The following is a 17,676-nucleotide window of genomic DNA, read 5'->3' as shown; positions in this document are numbered from 1 at the left end:
GGTTTCTGTTACTTTGTTTTAAGAGATGCAAGTTCTTCAACGATGCCTTCCATGTCTCGAATACTGAATGAGGGCATCTTCATGACCATATCATACAGTTCTTTAATGTCTTCGTACTTTGAGAGTTCATAATCTTCTGGTTGAATGAGGCCGCTGTTAACTAGTTGCAGTTTCTTTTTTAATCCTTCAATCATAAATGATAAGTTCTCATGATTTTGATTCGTCAAGTCCATAGGAGGCTCCTTTTTTATCCACATAACTTTATGTGAGAATTTACTCAATGCATATATTAAGGTTAAACACATTTCATTTTAGCACACTGCAATCTTTGTGACTATGTATGAGTGAATCTATGATAAAATATAAAGGTTAAAGAATACAATACATAAGCAATTTAAATAGAGCGCCCGAAATTATAAAAACGGGAAAGCATAATGTGAGAAATAAAGGGGGATTTAATGATGTTCCTCAAACGAATTGATGTAGCAGGATTTAAATCATTTGCAGAGCGGATACAAGTTGAATTTGTACAAGGGGTTACAGCAGTAGTTGGCCCGAACGGAAGTGGTAAAAGTAATATTTCAGATGCTGTACGCTGGGTGCTTGGTGAACAGTCAGCGAAGTCTTTGCGCGGCTCTAAGATGGAAGACATCATCTTCGCAGGTAGTGATAACCGTAAACAATTAAACGTGGCTGAAGTTACACTTACGCTAGATAACGAGGATCAGCATCTGACGCTTGATTACAGTGAAATATCGATCACACGTAGAGTTTATCGTTCAGGAGACAGTGAATACTTAATCAATAAACAACAGTGTCGATTAAAAGATATCGTAGAGCTTTTTATGGATTCAGGACTCGGACGAGAAGCTTTCTCTATAATCGGACAAGGTCGGGTAGAAGAAATTTTAAGCAGCAAATCTGATGAGCGCAGAAAGATTTTTGAAGAAGCTGCCGGTGTATTAAAGTATAAGACTCGAAAGCAAAAGGCGGAGGCGAAACTCACTGAAACGCAAGAAAACCTGAATCGTGTTGAAGATATTCTTCACGAATTAGAAGGTCAAGTAGAGCCTCTCAAAATCCAAGCTTCCATTGCAAGAGACTATCTTGAGAAGAAGGAAGAGCTAGAGGTCGTTGAAACGGCTGTTCTTGTTCAAGAGATCGAAGACTTGCACATACGATGGGAAAAGCAAAAAGAACTTGTTTCAGAGTTAGAGAAGCAAGAAGGAATTCTTTCAGTACGAGTGAAACAAGGTGAAACCAAAATTGAAAGAGCAAGACTTGATATGCAAGCGATGGATGAATCAATCGACGAACTGCAAAATGCTCTTCTTTTAGCAAGTGAGACATTGGAAAAGTTAGAAGGTAAGAAAGAAGTTTTAAAAGAACGTAAAAAGAATTACGATCAAAATAAGACGTCGCTATTAGAACAAATTCAGCTCTACAAAGCAAAAAAGGAAGAGTTGGGAAAACAGCTTTCTGTTGAAAAAGATGCGTTGCAGGGCAAAGAAAAGCAATTAAAAAGCATAAAAAAGCAATTGAAAGACGAGGAAGAACGATTGTCTGTTCTCGAGATGGACGTTGAAGCAGAACTTGAAAAATTAAAAAGTGATTATTTCGAGCGATTGAACGAACAAACAACAATTAAGAACGAGATGCGTTATCTAGAGGATCAGGCTAGACAGCAGAGCTCCAAAAGCACTCGTTTAGATGAAGAGAATACAAAATACTTGGAACAAAGAGAAGCATTAAAAGAGACAAGAAAGAACGCGGAAGCTGCCTATCAAGCAGTTGAAACAGAATTGAAATCAAAACAAGAAGAATATCAAACATTAAAATCAGAGATCTCGATCGAGGATCAGGAAACGAGAACACTTCAAGATAAATTGTATCAAGCGTATCAGTTTATTCAGCAGTTCAAATCCAAAAAAGAGATGCTAGAATCGATGCAAGACGAATACGCAGGTTTCATGCAAGGCGTTAAAGAGGTTTTAAAAGCGAAAGATACAAAGCTCTCTGGTATTGAAGGAGCAGTAGCTGAGCTTTTATCAGTACCTTCTGATGTTGAAACCGCTATCGAAACGGCTCTAGGCGCTTCTATGCAGCATATTGTTGTAGATCATGAACAAAATGCCATGAAAGCCATTCAATTTTTGAAGCAAACGAGAGCAGGAAGAGCAACTTTTCTACCATTGAATGTGATTAAACCGCGACAGATTTCTAGTACAGATGCACACCAGGCAAGCGCTATTGATGCTTTTGTTGGGGTTGCTGCGAATCTTGTTACGTTTGATCCTAAATATCAAAACATTGTAGGCAATCTTTTGGGAAATATTATCATAGCAAAAGATTTAGTAGGTGCGAACAAAATCGCAAAGCAAGTGAACTACCGTTACCGAATTGTTACTCTTGAAGGAGATGTGGTGTCTCCAGGAGGTTCAATGTCTGGAGGAAGTCTGAAACAAAAAAGCAACTCTCTATTGAGCAGACAAAGAGAGATTGATTCTCTTACAGACAAAGTGGCGACCATGGAGAAACAAACACTTCAACTAGAGGCAAAAGTAAGTGAATTACGATCTAAAGTAATTAAGAAGAAAGAAGTCCTCGAATCGCTTCAAGCAGAAGGTGAATTCTTAAGAGAACAGGAACAAGAGTTAAAGTCTTCATTACGTGAAGTTGAGATGGAAGAAAAAAGTGTAAATGACAGGCTTCAGCTGTATGATCGCGAAAAGAATTCCTATGAATCTGAAAGGTCTGCTGCAGATACTCGTCTAACTGATCTTCAGAAAAAACTTGATCTTGCATTTGAATCTGGGAATGAACTTGAAAAAACGATTGCTGACCTTACAGAGAAAAAGAAGAACAATCAGAGCTCTAAAGAAGAAATTAGAGAAGCACTTACACGTTTAAAGATTAAAGCAGCTGAACTCGAACAGCAGGTTGCCAATCAACGTGAGAAGTGCTTAAGATTTCAAGAAGATTTTTACGAAATGGAAGCTAAAAGTAAAGAAACAGAAGAAGATTACTGGCTTCTTGAGGAAGAGATGAACTCAAGCTCTTCTGGTGAAGATTCTCTTGACGAACAAATTCAACAGAGAAGACATGAAAAGAATAATGCGTTGAAATTAATTGCAGAACGAAGAAAAGAAAGAACGGATTCCTTCCGATCGATCGAAAGTATGGAAATCGGACTAAAAGAGGCAAAAAGGCAATATAAACAACTTCATGACGGACTTAGAACAGAAGAAGTTAGTATTAATCGTCTTGACGTTGAATTAGAATCAAGGCTAACGCATCTTAGAGAAGAATATGAACTTTCATATGAAGGGGCAAAGCTAAAGCATCGATTAGAGGTACCACTTCAAGATGCAAAACGAAAAGTAAAGCTAATTAAAATGGCGATCGAAGAGCTCGGTTCTGTAAATATTGGAGCGATCGAAGAATACGACAGAGTGAGCCAGCGCTTTGATTTTCTTACTGAACAAAGAAACGACCTAACAGAAGCTAAGGATACTCTTTATGGTGTGATCTCTGAAATGGACGAAGAGATGAAGAATCGCTTTGAAGAGACATTTACTTCTATTCGTTCACACTTTGGTGTTATTTTTAAAGAATTGTTTGGTGGTGGTCGAGCGGATCTCGTTTTAACGCAGCCTGATGATATGCTTTTAACAGGTGTAGATATTATGGCGCAGCCACCTGGCAAGAAGCTGCAGCAATTAGGTCTGTTATCTGGTGGAGAGCGTGCTTTAACAGCTATTGCGTTATTATTTGCAATTCTAAAAGTAAGGCCAGTTCCGTTCTGTATTTTAGACGAAGTTGAAGCAGCGCTAGATGACGCGAACGTAAATCGTTTTGCTAAATTTTTGCGAGCATTTAGTAAAGAGACACAATTTATCGTTGTTACTCATCGTAAAGGTACGATGGAAGAAGCGGATGTACTTTATGGAGTTACCATGCAGGAGTCTGGTGTCTCAAAGCTTGTTTCTGTAAGACTTGAAGAAACAAAAGAACTTGTAACATCATAGGGAGGAAATTGATAGTGAGTTTTTTGAAACGATTAAAAGAAAAATTTTCAACACAGCAATCTGAGGAGTCATCTGAAAAATTTAAAAGTGGCCTCGAGAAAACGAGGAACTCTTTTTCATTCAAGGTTAACGATCTTTTAAAGCGATTTAGAAAAGTAGATGAAGAGTTCTTTGAAGAGTTAGAGGAGATCTTGATCGGAGCTGATGTTGGGGTTCATACCGTTCTTGATATTATTGATCAACTTAAAGATGTTGCTCGAACGAACAACATTCAAAATCCGATAGAGCTTCGTTCAGCGATCACTGAGAAATTAGCTGAAATGCTACAAAAAGAAGAAAGTGATAATAAACTGAACTTACAGACTGATGGAATGACAGTTATTCTCTTCGTAGGAGTAAACGGTGTTGGTAAAACAACAACGATCGGGAAACTTGCTCATCAGTTGAAGAACGATGGTAAGAAAGTGATCTTAGCTGCCGGTGATACTTTCCGTGCAGGTGCGATCGACCAACTTGAAGTTTGGGGTGAACGCGCTGGTGTTGATGTGATCAAACATCACGAAGGAGCGGACCCTGCAGCAGTCATATACGACAGCATCCAAGCTGCTAAGTCTAGAAAAGCTGATGTATTGCTATGTGATACCGCCGGAAGACTTCAAAATAAAGTGAATTTGATGAACGAGCTTTCGAAAGTGAAACGTGTTATCGAACGTGAGATCCCGGGTGCTCCTCATGAAGTGCTTCTTGTTGTAGATGCTACGACGGGTCAGAATGCAATGAACCAGGCAAAAACATTCGGACAATCAACAGATGTAACTGGTTTAGTTTTAACAAAGCTTGATGGAACGGCAAAAGGCGGAATTGTTTTAGCGATTCGTCATGAACTAGATATTCCAGTCAAGTTTGTAGGACTCGGTGAGAAAATTGATGATCTTCAGGAATTTGATGCAGATCAATTTGTATATGGATTATTTGCAGGAACGGAAGAAGAAGGCGCAGAGTAAATCTGTTTTCTTTTATTAAGCCATTCAGCTCTCTTTACTTGGGAGCTAGATGGCTTTTTGTTTTATGAGGGGGAATCACGGTATAGGAAATTGTCGAGGATAGTAAACTCGCGGATAGATGATTAAAATTTTTGGATTCAAGCCTCTTTTATGTGGATTAATCCTTAATATTACGACTAAAATACCCTGTGAGGTATCTTTTTTGGTTGTCTTCTATGGAACAGGTGACTTTCTGACTCACTGATTCACCGTATCGGATAGAACGCACTTACAAAACGATTTCCAAGCACCTTTTTAACAACAACTGTGTTAAGAAAAAAACTTGACATCTAAAACCATGGGTTGTATAGTAATCACGTAAAGGCATTTCACTTAACAAGGGTTGTGGAAGAATGCTAGATAAAACAATGAGAATTAATTATCTATTTGATTTTTACCAAGCATTATTAACCCCTAAACAAAAGAATTATATGGGTTTGTACTATTTGGACGATTATTCTCTCGGTGAAATTGCTGAACAATATAATGTCAGCCGCCAGGCCGTTTATGATAATATTAAACGGACAGAGGCGATGCTGGAAGAATATGAAGAAAAGTTAGGGCTTTTTGCAAAGTTTCAGGAACGTGAACAGTTGCTGTCATCTTTAAGAGAGCTTCTGAATTCTGGACCTGATAACGTAATTGCAATTATCGATCGCCTTGAAAATATGGAATAGGAGGCGTTCAGTGAGATGGCATTTGAAGGTTTAGCCGACCGTCTTCAGAACACTTTACAGAAAATTCGTGGAAAAGGGAAAGTAAATGAAGCGGATGTAAAGGAAATGATGAGGGAAGTACGCCTTGCTCTTCTTGAGGCGGACGTTAACTTTAAAGTAGTAAAAGATTTTGTGAAAAAAGTATCTGAGCGTGCTGTTGGTCAAGAAGTTTTAAAAAGTCTGACACCAGGACAGCAAGTCGTAAAAGTTGTTAATGATGAACTGACAACCCTCATGGGTGGGGAACAAAGCAAGATTGCTGTTTCAAACCGACCACCGACTGTTATTATGATGGTTGGTCTGCAAGGTGCTGGTAAAACAACAACAACAGGAAAACTTGCAAATCATTTACGCAAAAAGCAAAATCGCAAACCGCTACTTGCCGCAGCTGACATCTACCGTCCTGCTGCGATCAAGCAATTAGAAACAGTAGGAAAGCAGTTAGATCTTCCTGTGTTTCAGATGGGAGATCAAGTAAGTCCTGTTAAAATTGCTGAGTCAGCCATAGCAAAAGCAAAAGAAGATCATCACGATTATGTCATTATTGATACAGCTGGGCGTTTACACATCGATGAAACGCTGATGGATGAATTGAAACTGGTTAAAGAAATTTCTAAACCTGATGAAATTTTCTTAGTTGTCGATGCAATGACAGGTCAAGATGCAGTGAATGTAGCTGAGAGCTTTAATGAAGCGTTAGGAATCACCGGTGTTGTTCTAACCAAACTTGACGGGGATACACGTGGTGGTGCTGCCCTTTCTATTAAAGCCGTTACAGGCCTTCCTATTAAGTTTGTGGGGCTAGGTGAAAAGATGGATGCTTTAGAGCCTTTCCATCCCGATCGTATGGCTTCTAGAATTTTAGGAATGGGAGACATGCTTACTCTTATTGAAAAGGCACAAACCACAGTAGATGAAGAGAAAGCGCGAGATCTTCAGAAGAAGATGCGTGATATGTCATTCACGTTCGATGATTTTCTTGATCAAATGGGACAAGTGAGAAATCTTGGACCGCTTGATGAAATACTTGGCATGCTACCAGGTGCGAACAAGATGAAAGGCCTAAAAAACGTTCAGATCGATGAAAAACAGATCGGTCACGTAGAAGCCATCATCCGTTCGATGACTCTTCATGAAAGAGAACAGCCTGAGATCATTAATGCTAGCCGGAAACGCCGCATCGCTAAAGGAAGCGGAAGAACGGTACAAGAAGTAAATCGCCTCATCAAACAATTCGAGGACATGAAGAAAATGATGAAACAAATGTCTGGAATGATGAATGGCAAAAAGAAAAAAGGTGGATTTAAATTCCCTTTTATGTAAACTGAATTTTCAGGTTTACAAACCTGTCAATTTATACTATTATATTATTTTGTGTGAACTATTTTCGGAGGTGCAAGTTATAATGGCAGTAAAAATTCGTTTAAAACGTATGGGTGCTAAGAAAGCTCCTTTTTATCGTGTAGTAGTAGCAGATTCTCGTTCTCCTCGTGATGGACGTTTCATCGAAGAGATCGGAACTTATAACCCAGTTGCTAACCCAGCTGAAGTTAAAATTAACGAAGAAAAAGCTCTTGAGTGGATGACTAACGGTGCGAAACCATCTGATACAGTTCGTAACCTATTCTCAAAAGCTGGTCTTATGGAGAAATTCCATAACGCGAAAAACCAAAAATAATTTTGACGAAGGGGAACAGATATGACAGAGTTGATCGAATCAATTGTGAAAGCTCTAGTTGATCACCCAGATGAAGTTAGCGTCAAAGAGGTTCAAGAAGGACACCGCCTTGTTTACCAACTAACTGTTAACCAGACAGACATGGGAAAAGTGATTGGTAAGCAAGGAAGAGTGGCTAAAGCGATTCGGACAGTTGTGAATGCAGCGGGTACGAATCAAAATAAAAGGATTTCAATCGAAATCGTCTAAAAAAGGATGAGGGAAACCTCTTCCTTTTTTCTTTATTAAAATACTTAAACTTAAATAACTTTAGATATTCAAGAAATTATGTTCAACTAAGTTTCGTAACGATTTATTAAAGGGCTATTTTCTAAAGGACTGTTACTTTTAAATCTTTTTTATTGTCTTCTTTGAATAGGTGATTGGAGTGGAAGGTGCGAGACTCCTGTGGGACAGGCGGGCAGGTGAGACACTTAAGAGTGATACGTACGAATGTGGCTCACCGCCTGCCCCGCGGAAAGCGAGCACCTGGAACGGAAATCAACTACTATCAAGGGCAACAAAGCTTGCGAAAATGACCTATTATAAAGTATACATATCGAGTTTTATGCTAAAATTTAGATTATAAGTAACTGATTAATTTGTACGGAGGTAGTGTATCAATATGGAAAATGAATGGCTGAACGTAGGTAAGATTGTAAATACACACGGAATTAGAGGAGAAGTCAGAGTGATCTCTAGAACTGATTTTCCTGAGGAACGCTATAAGATCGGAAACACATTATATGTAGATATGGGATCAGATCATATACCTGTAAAGATTGAAACGCATAGAAAACATAAGCAATTTGATCTTTTGACGTTTGAAAACCTGCATAACATAAATGATGTAGAACGTTTTAAAGGCAATCTTCTTAAAGTGCCAAAAGAACAGTCTGTTTCGTTAGATGAAGGAGAGTTTTTCTATCATGATATCATCGGTTGCTCAGTTTTCACGGTTGAAGGTGAAGAACTAGGAAAAGTAAAAGAAATATTGTCTCCTGGAGCAAACGATGTATGGGTAGTGAAGAGAAAAGGATTTGGATCTGATATTCTTATCCCTTACATTCCTTCTGTTGTTAAATCTGTGGATGTGAAAGAGTCAAAGATTGTTATTGAGCCATTAGAAGGATTATTCTAATGAAAATAGATGTCTTAAGCCTTTTTCCAGAAATGTTTTCAGGCGTTTTTGGTCAATCGATCTTAAAAAAGGCGCAGGAAAAGAATGCATTAGAACTTCGAGTGATTGATTTCCGTGAGTTCTCAACGAACAAACATCGTAATGTAGATGACTACCCATACGGAGGAGGAGCAGGCATGGTCCTTACTCCACAGCCTTTGTTTGATGCGGTTGATCATCTAACGAAAGAGGCAACTGTAAAACCTAGAATCATCCTTCTATGTCCTCAAGGTGAAACGTTTACTCAAGGAAAAGCAGAAGAGTTGGCTGGAGAAGAACATCTTATTTTCTTGTGCGGTCATTATGAAGGTTATGATGAACGTGTTAGGAAACACCTTGTAACGGATGAGATTTCAATCGGTGACTATGTGTTAACCGGTGGAGAGCTTGGTGCAATGGTCGTTATAGATGCTGTTGGGAGATTGCTTCCTAATGTTCTAGGAAAAGAAGCATCACACCAAGAGGACTCATTCAGCACAGGTTTGTTAGAACATCCTCAGTATACGAGACCTGCAGATTTTCGAGGTATGAGAGTTCCTGATGTTCTGATGTCAGGAAACCATAAGAACATTGAAACATGGCGCAAAAAAGAGTCTTTAAGAAGGACGTATGAACGTAGACCTGACTTGCTTGAAAAAATCAAGTTAACAAAAGAAGAAGAAATTTGGCTTAATGAGATAAAAGATAATAAAACAACTTGAACACTGTTTGAGTTATATGGTATTATATTATTTGTGGCTTATGCCCGTTTAATCCGGTGTTCCGCTGCTTTATCATTTAGCAAGAACATCCATGGGAAGGGAGGCAATAAACTATGCAACAGCTTATTGCAGATCTAGCGAAAGATCAATTAAAAGATTTACCAAAATTCCGTTCAGGTGACACTGTTCGTGTACACGTGAAAGTAATCGAGGGTACTCGTGAGCGTATCCAGCTTTTTGAAGGTGTAGTTATCAAGAAGCGTGGATCAGGAATTTCTGAAACGTTTACTGTTCGTAAAATTTCTTACGGTGTAGGAGTGGAGCGTGCGTTCCCATTACATTCACCGAAGATCGCGAACCTTGAAGTAGTTCGTCGTGGTAAAGTTCGTCGTGCGAAGCTATACTACCTACGTGCACTTCGCGGTAAAGCAGCTCGTATTAAAGAAATTCGCTAATAATTCTCGAAAGGAGCTTGACTTAATCAAGCTCCTTTTTCCATATTATAAGTAAGGAATTTCTAGAGATGGTGAGGATTAAGAATGGCACGTACAAAAAACGAAACGTGGGAATGGATTAAAGCATTAGCGGCAGCCTTATTATTAGCAGGGATCATAAGATTTTTCCTTTTTGCACCCGTCGTGGTCGATGGACAATCTATGATGCCAACTCTGCACAACGGAGATCGCCTGATCGTTAACAAGTTCTCTTATGTGATTGGCGATCCAAAAAGATTCGATATTGTAGTCTTTCATGCAACTGAAGAAAAGGATTACATAAAAAGAGTAATCGGTTTACCTGGAGATACGGTCGAATATAAAGATGATACTCTTTATGTAAATGGTAAGCAGGTAAAAGAAGAATATTTAGAAGCGTATAAAAAGCAAACAAGGGATGGAAACTTCACTTATGATTTTAAGTTACTTGAAGTAACGGGTAAGCAAAAGGTTCCTCAAGGTCAACTATTTGTATTAGGTGACAACCGAAGAAATTCTCAAGACAGCCGAAATATTGGAACTGTGGATGATGATACGATTTTAGGAAAAGCATCTTTCCGTTTTTGGCCGTTAAAGGATATTGGATTTGTAAAGTAGGGTGAGATAACATGACGATTCAATGGTTTCCTGGACATATGGCCAAAGCGCGCCGGGAAATAACTGAAAAACTCAAGATGATCGATGTCGTATTTGAGTTAGTGGATGCTAGGATTCCTCTAGCCTCTAGAAATCCTATGATCGATGAAATTCTGGGTCAGAAACCTCGTATTGTGCTATTAAACAAAGCAGATCTGGCTGATCCAAAAGTGACATCGATGTGGGAAAGTTATTTTTCAGAAAAAGGAATTCCCTCTCTTGCTATTAACTCGCAAGATGGTAAAGGGATTAAAAAAATAGAACCACTTGCTCATGAGCTAGTGAAAGAAAAATTCGATAAGATGAGAGCAAAGGGAATCGTCAAACCACGAGCGGTTAGAGCACTGATTGTTGGTATCCCTAACGTTGGTAAGTCAACGATCATCAACCGTATGGCGGGTAAGAACATTGCTGTAACAGGTGACAAGCCTGGTGTAACAAAAAAACAGCAATGGATCAAAGCGGGTAAGACATTAGAATTATTAGATACTCCAGGGATTCTGTGGCCAAAATTTGAAGACCAGTCAATCGGTTTAAAATTAGCAGTTACAGGAGCGATTAAAGAAACACTCTTTGATTTTACTGAAGTCGTCTTATATGCGATCAAATATCTAAAAGAGCACTATGAAGAACGTCTAGTGGAACGATACAAGTTGTCTGAGATTCCAGATGACTCACTGCCCCTTTTCGAAGAGATCGGAAAGAAACGTGGATGTATGATGAGTGGCGGAGAAGTAGATCTTGAAAAGACTGCTGAGATTGTTCTACGAGATCTCCGTGCAGAAAAGCTAGGACGCTTGTCTTATGAGCGACCAAATGAGTTTGAAATTAAATAGAGTAAACTGAACAGGCGCTGACGTAAAGTGCCTGTTTTTAAAATTTTTGGACTTTCTAAAAGTCAGTTTTCTCTAGACATAGTTGCTCTTTGGAAGTGGTTGATTTCCGTTGCAGGATGCTCGCTTTCCGGGGAGCGTGCGGTGAGCCACCTAGCGCTCTGCACTATTAGATGTCTCACCTGTCCCGCTTATCCCCCAGGAGTCTCGCACCTTTCACTTCAATCAACTTGTCAATGATGTCTTTTAAGAATAAGTCATAAGCAACTACTATTAGAAAACACCGTTCTAAAAAGAACAAAAGGTTAAGCCGATAATACATACATAAAGAGCGTGATGAACATGAAACTGTCGATAAAAGAATGGGAACAAAAATTAAAATCCAGTGAAGACAATGAGTTGATCCATCTACTAGAAATCCTCTCTCTAGATGAAAGACAAGGTGCAAAAAAATTGTTTCAAACCTTCTCAAAACGCTTAGAGAGAGAAAAAGCTGAGAGAACGAGACTGAAGCTTATGCATACTTACGAGGAGCAATGCCAAGCACAAGGGAAAACCTTGATTGCAGGAGTAGATGAAGTCGGCCGCGGGCCATTAGCTGGCCCCGTCGTGGCAGCAGCAGTGATCTTACCTTTAGGGTATATGTTGCCAGGGGTTAATGATTCTAAGAAATTATCTGAGAAAAAGAGAGATGCTTTATATGAGATTATTGTTAAAGATGCAATTTCTTACAGTGTACATTTAGTTCAACCTGAGCAGATTGACACGATTAATATTTATCAAGCGTCTAAATTGGCAATGACAGAAGCGATATGTTCGCTAGATGTTAGTCCAGATCAGCTATTGATTGATGCTATGGAAGTTCCTTTAGGCATAGACCAGTTAAAAATAATAAAAGGCGATGAGAAGAGTATTTCTATCGCGGCTGCATCAATCGTAGCTAAAGTTACAAGAGACCGCTATATGAAGATGTTACATGAAAAATATCCTCAATATGGATTGAATTCCAATATGGGTTACGGAACGAAGGATCATTTAAACGCACTTCAGAAGTTTGGTCCGATAGAAATCCATCGCAAATCATTTAGTCCGGTAGGAGAACTTATTAACATTACAGGAAGTGATTAACCTGTTACAATTCAACCAAATTAGTGGTAAAACGTTAATCCCGGTTAGACCAACAGAAGAGCCTTTAATATTGAAGCTCAATCAGTTCATTTCGGCTAAGATTTTAGAAATCTTTCCGGATCAATCAGCGAAGGTTCTATATAATGGCACAACGCTTCATGCAAAATTAGAAGCCCCTTTAATAAAAGGAAATAACTATCTATTTGAAGTATCTGAGAAGAACGGTACGATCAATTTAAAAAAGATAGACATGGACCCAGTTAAGTCTACTTCGGAACAAATTTTATCAAAATGGAACCTTCCGGCTACCGTATTAAACAAGAAAGCAATTGATTTTGCTGTCATAGAAAAGTTGCCTCTATTAAAAGAAAACATTAAAACCATTTCAGAGATTTTCCATGTAACAAATGAGTTGCCACTTCACGAAAAAAGAGCAGTTGTTCAGCGTATGCTAGAGCTTCACCTGCCTCCTAAGCAGGAGATCGTGCAAGCAGTTGCTTTTAGTCTGAAAAGTAGTTCAGGATCAGGTGAATTCAAACAGCTCTTTGATGCTCTCATCCCATTTATTCATAAAGATAAAACTGTTTTGAAAACAGTAGAACTATTAAAAGACCTCTTTGTATTTAAAGGTAACGAGCCAAGTGAAAAGTCGGCTCCTATTCAAGATAGAGTGCGAAGTATGGATATGAAAAATACAGCAGAATTAGTTATGCCGTTAAATGGGAAGCTTCCAGATACAGTGAAGGTTCAAAGAGGCATAGATCATATGCAAGAAAACATGCCAACCTTATTTAAAGACGATGTGATAAAAGTTACTAGAGAAACAATACTGGACCCATCACAAGAATTTATTGAAGCCGCAAAAAAGTGGCTGATTAAATCGGGGCTGTTGCATGAAAAGAACATATTCCTAGACCCTATACAACTAAAACAAACGGAAACGTTAAAGTCACAGCTGCTATATCTGCATCAGAACGCTGACCATCTAGAACTGCCTGAAAGTTTACTGCAAAAAACAGAACAAGCTTTGAATAAATTAACTGGCCAGCAGTTACAGAATATACAAAGTAACGAGAACATGCATCAATTTATCCTTCATATTCCTTTTAGTCAATCGGAGAATCCGAAAGAGATGACCGTTCGTTGGGAAAGCAAAAAGCAAGATGGAAAAGGGATCGATCCAGATCATTGTAGAATGCTATTTTGGTTAGAGATGAAGCATCTTAAAGATGTAGCTGTAGATGTTCAGATTCAGAACAGAATTGTCTCATTAAAGGTTTATAACGCACATCCAGCTATTGAAAAATTTTCAGAACCGTTATTGAACTCGTTAAAGGTTAGTATGAAGAATATGAATTATACGCTATCTTCCGTTACATTCAGTGCTCAAGACGAAAAGATTAAAAATACCGAAACTTCTATTTCATATAAAGGGTTGGATTTAAGAGTATGAGTGAGCGTAAAAAAGAAGCTGTGGCGTTAAAGTACAGTCCTATAGAATCAAGCTCGCCTGTCGTTATTGCAAAGGGTAAGGGCGAAACAGCAGAGCGGATACTAAGATCAGCAGAAGATCATGATATTCCTATTCAGGAAGATCCGTCTCTTGTCCACCTTTTATCTAAGTTAGAGATAGACGATAGTATTCCTGAAGAATTGTATGAAGTGGTAGCTGAACTGTTTGCTTTTATTTATAGATTGGATAAAGAAGCTGGTAAATCTACATAATTGTAGTGAAAACAGGGCAAACTATCATAAAAGGAGTGTATTCAATGCCTAGAAATAAATTAGTCGTAAAGCAATCCGAACAGCTAGTAAATCAATTCAAAGAAGAGATGGCTGAAGAATTTGGGATGTATCGATCAGCAGCCGAATCTGAAGCGGTAACACCGAAAATAATAAAGAAACAGAAAAACGAAAAAAACAAATGAAAAGAGAAGGTGTTTTCGTTTCTAAAGGGGACGAAAAAGCGATAAAACCAAAGTCATTTTTTAGTGATTTTTGGTTTTTTATTTTGGTTAAAAATGTGTATGCGCTTGCAATTTTCTGAAGAATAGTAGACATAATAGACTAGGTCTTATACAATGATAACGGTACTTTAAGTTTTCACCATGATAGGAGGATGGAGAGTAAATGAATATCCACGAATACCAAGGTAAAGAGATACTTAGAAAATATGGTGTGGCTGTTCCAAACGGGAAGGTAGCATTTACCGTTGAAGAAGCAGTAGAAGCTGCTAATGAGCTGGGGAGCACTGTATCTGTTGTTAAAGCACAGATCCACGCAGGTGGCCGCGGTAAAGCAGGTGGCGTAAAAGTCGCTAAAAATATCGATGAAGTGCGTACATACGCAAATGAAATTTTAGGAAAAGTTCTTGTAACTCATCAAACAGGTCCAGAAGGTAAAGAAGTTAAGCGCTTACTTATCGAAGAGGGCTGTGATATTAAGAAAGAATACTATATCGGTCTTGTATTAGATCGTGCAACATCAAGTGTTGTTATGATGGGATCTGAAGAAGGCGGAACTGAAATTGAAGAAGTGGCTGAAAAGACACCTGAAAAAATCTTCAAAGAAGTAATCGATCCAGCGATCGGCCTTCAAGCATTCCAAGCGAGAAGACTTGCTTATAACATCAACATCCCTACTGAATTAGTAGGAAAAGCAGTTAAATTCATGATTGGTCTATATACGGCTTTCGTAGAAAAAGATTGTTCAATCGCAGAAATTAATCCATTAGTTGTAACAGGTGATGGAAATGTTATGGCACTTGATGCAAAGATGAACTTTGATTCTAATGCTTTATACCGTCACAAAGACATCTTAGAATACAGAGATCTAGAAGAAGAAGATGCAAAAGAAATCGAAGCATCTAAATATGATCTTAGCTACATTTCTCTTGATGGAAATATCGGCTGCATGGTTAATGGTGCAGGACTTGCTATGGCAACGATGGATATCATTAAACATTACGGCGGCGACCCGGCTAACTTCCTTGACGTTGGGGGCGGCGCAACTACTGAGAAGGTAACAGAAGCATTCAAGATTATTCTTTCTGACAAAAATGTTAAAGGAATCTTTGTTAACATTTTCGGTGGAATTATGAAATGTGATATCATCGCAAACGGCGTTGTTGAAGCAACGAAACAAGTTGGTCTTGAGTTACCTCTTGTTGTACGTTTAGAAGGTACTAACGTTGATCTTGGTAAAAAGATTCTTAAAGAATCTGGTCTAAACATTACAGCTGCTGATTCTATGGCTGATGGTGCAGAGAAAATCGTAGCTTTAGTTAAGTAATCTTAGAAAACATCGTAGGAAGGATGGATTGATGCATGAGCATTTTTATTAATAAAGATACAAAAGTTATCGTTCAAGGTATTACAGGTTCTGTTGGTCTTTTTCATACAAAACAAATGCTTGAATATGGTACGAAAATTGTAGGCGGTGTTACACCAGGTAAAGGTGGTACGGAAGTTGAAGGTCTTCCTGTTTTCAACACGGTTGTTGATGCAGTTAAAGAAACAGGAGCTAACGCTTCTGTCATCTATGTTCCGCCTGCATTTGCTGCAGAAGCGATCATTGAAGCTGTTGACGCTGAACTTGATCTAGCAATCTGTATTACTGAAGGTATTCCAGTATTGGATATGGTAAAAGTTAAGCGTTATATGGAAGGCAAGAAGACACGTCTAGTTGGTCCGAACTGCCCGGGTGTAATCACTCCTGAAGAATGTAAGATCGGTATCATGCCAGGCTATATCCATACAAAAGGCCATGTAGGCGTAGTGTCACGTTCTGGAACATTAACTTATGAAGCTGTACACCAGCTTACAGAGCGTGGAATCGGTCAATCTACTGCAGTTGGTATCGGTGGTGACCCAGTCAATGGTACAGACTTTATCGACGTATTAAAGGCATTTAACGAAGATGAGGATACTTATGCAGTTATCATGATCGGTGAGATCGGTGGAACAGCAGAAGAAGAAGCTGCTGAATGGGTAAAGGCGAACATGACTAAACCTGTAGTAGGATTCATCGGTGGTCAAACAGCACCTCCAGGAAAACGTATGGGGCACGCTGGTGCGATCATCTCTGGTGGTAAAGGTACGGCAGATGAGAAAATCAAAACGATGAAAGCTTGTGGAATTAAAGTTGCAGCAACACCATCTGTTATGGGTGAGACTTTAGTTGAAGCTTTAAAAGAAAACGATTTATACGATCGTTGTGTAACAAATAAAGCAAAAGCGTAACATCAACGACTACAACGTGAAAAGCTCCCAGATCGGGAGCTTTTTATTTACATTGATTTGTTTCATGAGGAGGAATGAAGTTTGGATAAAGAACGCTTAATCTTTCTTCATCATTGCGAGGCACTTACTTGGAATCAATTACGGTCAATAGTTGTTGCTGATCCTGAACTGAAATCTGTTTTTTCAATGGATATTCGCAGGTTGAAAATGTCGTATGGTTTGAGTGAACCGACGGCAAAGCGTCTCTATCAACACATGAAACAAAATAATAGTACATACATAATGAAGAATCTAGTAAGACAATCTATTTCATCTGTAACGATTTTCGATGAAAATTACCCTCTGTTGTTAAAGAGCATTTATGACCCGCCGTGGGTTCTTTATGGACAAGGCGATTGGACAGTCCTAAATCGGGATAAAATGATTAGTGTGGTTGGAACTCGAAATCCTAGCAACCAAGGAAAACAAGCTTTGCATAAGGTTCTTGGTCCGTTAATTGATAATAGGTGGGTCGTGATCAGCGGATTAGCGAAAGGGATAGACACGTTCGCTCATGAGCTATGTATACAAAAGAATTCTTTGACTGCAGCAGTTCTGGGTTCTGGCTTATTACAGATCTATCCGAAAGAAAATAGAGAACTAGCAAATAAAATTAGTGAGCAAGGAATTGTGCTATCAGAGTTTTCGCCACATGTTACACCAAAACGCTGGCATTTTCCTTTGCGTAACCGTATAATAAGCGGTCTCACCCGTGCAACGCTTGTTGCTGAAGCAAGAACAAAAAGTGGTTCGTTAATTACAGCTGATCAAGCACTTGAGCAAGGAAGAGATGTGTTTGCAATTCCAGGATCGATATTAGAAGAGTGTGCGAACGGGACCAATTTTTTGATTCAAAATGGAGCAAAATTAGTCATGAGTGCAGAAGATATTCAAAATGAAAGTTTCTAACCGTTTTCATT

19 protein-coding genes are annotated in these 17,676 nt (G+C 38.8%); 18 read left to right on the top strand and 1 reads right to left on the bottom strand.

Going from position 1 to position 17,676, the window contains the following annotated elements:
* Positions 1 to 8: 8 nt before the first annotated feature.
* The gene (locus P4V41_RS12440) at positions 9 to 233 is read right to left on the bottom strand and encodes a DUF1128 domain-containing protein (RefSeq protein ID WP_328085244.1); all 225 of its coding nucleotides are present in this window, start codon (positions 231 to 233) and stop codon (positions 9 to 11) included.
* Positions 234 to 461: 228 nt separating this feature from the next.
* Between P4V41_RS12440 and smc the strand changes: the two genes are divergently transcribed.
* The 18 genes from smc (at position 462) to dprA (ending at position 17,665) form a co-directional block, all read left to right on the top strand.
* Positions 462 to 4,028 carry a chromosome segregation protein SMC gene (smc, locus tag P4V41_RS12435; RefSeq protein WP_328085242.1) on the top strand — a complete coding sequence of 1,189 codons (3,567 nt, stop codon included), beginning with the start codon at positions 462 to 464 and terminating at the stop codon, positions 4,026 to 4,028.
* A 14-nt stretch (positions 4,029 to 4,042) separates the two neighbouring features.
* Positions 4,043 to 5,032, top strand: a complete 990-nt coding sequence (ftsY, locus tag P4V41_RS12430; protein ID WP_328085240.1) for a signal recognition particle-docking protein FtsY — start codon at positions 4,043 to 4,045, stop codon at positions 5,030 to 5,032.
* Between the two features lie 392 nt (positions 5,033 to 5,424).
* Positions 5,425 to 5,748 carry a putative DNA-binding protein gene (locus tag P4V41_RS12425; protein WP_328085238.1) on the top strand — a complete coding sequence of 108 codons (324 nt, stop codon included), beginning with the start codon at positions 5,425 to 5,427 and terminating at the stop codon, positions 5,746 to 5,748.
* Positions 5,749 to 5,763: 15 nt separating this feature from the next.
* Positions 5,764 to 7,110: a signal recognition particle protein gene (gene ffh / locus P4V41_RS12420; protein WP_328085236.1), complete on the top strand. Its 1,347-nt coding sequence runs from the start codon at positions 5,764 to 5,766 to the stop codon at positions 7,108 to 7,110.
* A gap of 82 nt (positions 7,111 to 7,192) precedes the next feature.
* A complete protein-coding gene (gene rpsP / locus P4V41_RS12415) occupies positions 7,193 to 7,465 on the top strand; it encodes a 30S ribosomal protein S16 (RefSeq protein ID WP_066393596.1) in 273 nt (90 codons plus the stop codon).
* A gap of 21 nt (positions 7,466 to 7,486) precedes the next feature.
* Complete coding sequence (locus P4V41_RS12410) at positions 7,487 to 7,714, top strand: KH domain-containing protein (RefSeq protein ID WP_066393598.1); 228 nt, start codon at positions 7,487 to 7,489, stop codon at positions 7,712 to 7,714.
* A gap of 415 nt (positions 7,715 to 8,129) precedes the next feature.
* Positions 8,130 to 8,645: a ribosome maturation factor RimM gene (gene rimM, locus P4V41_RS12405; protein WP_197127701.1), complete on the top strand. Its 516-nt coding sequence runs from the start codon at positions 8,130 to 8,132 to the stop codon at positions 8,643 to 8,645.
* Positions 8,645 to 9,385 carry a tRNA (guanosine(37)-N1)-methyltransferase TrmD gene (gene trmD, locus P4V41_RS12400; protein ID WP_328085231.1) on the top strand — a complete coding sequence of 247 codons (741 nt, stop codon included), beginning with the start codon at positions 8,645 to 8,647 and terminating at the stop codon, positions 9,383 to 9,385. Before rimM ends, trmD begins: the two co-directional genes overlap by 1 nt.
* 113 nt (positions 9,386 to 9,498) lie before the next feature.
* Positions 9,499 to 9,840 carry a 50S ribosomal protein L19 gene (gene rplS / locus P4V41_RS12395; protein WP_066393605.1) on the top strand — a complete coding sequence of 114 codons (342 nt, stop codon included), beginning with the start codon at positions 9,499 to 9,501 and terminating at the stop codon, positions 9,838 to 9,840.
* Between the two features lie 84 nt (positions 9,841 to 9,924).
* Positions 9,925 to 10,476, top strand: coding sequence for a signal peptidase I (gene lepB / locus P4V41_RS12390; protein ID WP_328085228.1), 552 nt, complete (start codon positions 9,925 to 9,927; stop codon positions 10,474 to 10,476).
* Positions 10,477 to 10,487: 11 nt separating this feature from the next.
* The gene (ylqF, locus tag P4V41_RS12385; protein ID WP_328085226.1) at positions 10,488 to 11,351 is read left to right on the top strand and encodes a ribosome biogenesis GTPase YlqF; all 864 of its coding nucleotides are present in this window, start codon (positions 10,488 to 10,490) and stop codon (positions 11,349 to 11,351) included.
* A gap of 339 nt (positions 11,352 to 11,690) precedes the next feature.
* Positions 11,691 to 12,476 carry a ribonuclease HII gene (locus P4V41_RS12380; RefSeq protein WP_328085224.1) on the top strand — a complete coding sequence of 262 codons (786 nt, stop codon included), beginning with the start codon at positions 11,691 to 11,693 and terminating at the stop codon, positions 12,474 to 12,476.
* Between the two features lie 70 nt (positions 12,477 to 12,546).
* Positions 12,547 to 13,929 carry a hypothetical protein gene (locus P4V41_RS12375; protein WP_328085222.1) on the top strand — a complete coding sequence of 461 codons (1,383 nt, stop codon included), beginning with the start codon at positions 12,547 to 12,549 and terminating at the stop codon, positions 13,927 to 13,929.
* Complete coding sequence (locus tag P4V41_RS12370; protein ID WP_328085220.1) at positions 13,926 to 14,201, top strand: EscU/YscU/HrcU family type III secretion system export apparatus switch protein; 276 nt, start codon at positions 13,926 to 13,928, stop codon at positions 14,199 to 14,201. The genes P4V41_RS12375 and P4V41_RS12370 overlap by 4 nt, the downstream gene beginning before the upstream one ends.
* A 44-nt stretch (positions 14,202 to 14,245) precedes the next feature.
* Positions 14,246 to 14,404: a small, acid-soluble spore protein, alpha/beta type gene (locus P4V41_RS12365; protein WP_328085218.1), complete on the top strand. Its 159-nt coding sequence runs from the start codon at positions 14,246 to 14,248 to the stop codon at positions 14,402 to 14,404.
* A gap of 202 nt (positions 14,405 to 14,606) precedes the next feature.
* Positions 14,607 to 15,767, top strand: a complete 1,161-nt coding sequence (sucC, locus tag P4V41_RS12360; protein ID WP_144700801.1) for an ADP-forming succinate--CoA ligase subunit beta — start codon at positions 14,607 to 14,609, stop codon at positions 15,765 to 15,767.
* Positions 15,768 to 15,802: 35 nt separating this feature from the next.
* A complete protein-coding gene (gene sucD, locus P4V41_RS12355; RefSeq protein WP_153238551.1) occupies positions 15,803 to 16,717 on the top strand; it encodes a succinate--CoA ligase subunit alpha in 915 nt (304 codons plus the stop codon).
* Between the two features lie 81 nt (positions 16,718 to 16,798).
* Positions 16,799 to 17,665, top strand: a complete 867-nt coding sequence (dprA, locus tag P4V41_RS12350) for a DNA-processing protein DprA (RefSeq protein WP_328085215.1) — start codon at positions 16,799 to 16,801, stop codon at positions 17,663 to 17,665.
* The last annotated feature ends 11 nt before the right edge of the window (positions 17,666 to 17,676 follow it).

Source organism: Fictibacillus nanhaiensis (assembly GCF_036213205.1).
GTDB classification, from domain to species: domain Bacteria; phylum Bacillota; class Bacilli; order Bacillales; family Fictibacillaceae; genus Fictibacillus; species Fictibacillus nanhaiensis_E.
Note: the sequence above shows the minus strand (reverse complement) of the source record. Positions and strands in the feature narration are given on the sequence as shown.